Source organism: Proteus sp. fly-1067 (genome assembly GCF_040139345.1).
Classification (GTDB): domain Bacteria; phylum Pseudomonadota; class Gammaproteobacteria; order Enterobacterales; family Enterobacteriaceae; genus Proteus; species Proteus vulgaris_B.
On record NZ_JBEEUL010000156.1, the window covers coordinates 1 to 607 of the forward strand.

At 36.1% G+C, this 607-nt stretch carries 1 protein-coding gene; it reads right to left on the reverse strand.

Features of this window, described 5'->3' with window-relative positions:
• Positions 1 to 350: sigma 54-interacting transcriptional regulator (locus ABN217_RS19725; RefSeq protein WP_349459928.1), on the reverse strand; the 350-nt coding region annotated here is incomplete at its 3' end.
• Between the last annotated feature and the right edge of the window lie 257 nt (positions 351 to 607).

Sequence of the window (607 nt, forward strand, 5' to 3'; positions counted from 1 at the left end):
TGTACAGACATGGGGGCTGTGGCAAGTTCATCTAGAAATAAAGTACCTTTATCTGCCCGTTCAAAACGGCCTTGATGGCGTTTTTGGGCACCAGTAAAAGAACCTGCCTCATGACCAAATAACTCAGAATCAAGTAAATTCTCATTGAGTCCACTGCAATTAAGAGAGATAAAAGGCTCTTGCCAGCGGGGGGATAGAAAGTGTAAGCGGTCGGCAATCAACTCTTTACCTGTACCTCGTTCACCAATTACTAAAATAGGTTTGTTAAGTTTGGCTAACTCAGAGGTACGTTCAAGGACATCTAAGAAATTAGATGAATTACCAATAATGGTATCGTTAGTATTTTTCATGGTTATTTTCACCAATAGTTGGTTTTATTGACCTGATATTAACTATAGTTTACTGTACGAGAAAATGATATAAAAATAATTTATTTCTTTTTATTCATATGGTTAATGATTTTTATTAAAAGTTGGCATGCTGCTTGCAATATGTTTTATGTAATAGTCAAACGGAGCATCACGTATTGGTGGGAAGCCAAAATCGGGTTGAGGCTCTACTGAATGATATAATCCATCAAGAGGAAATAAATAATGGGTATTTTTTC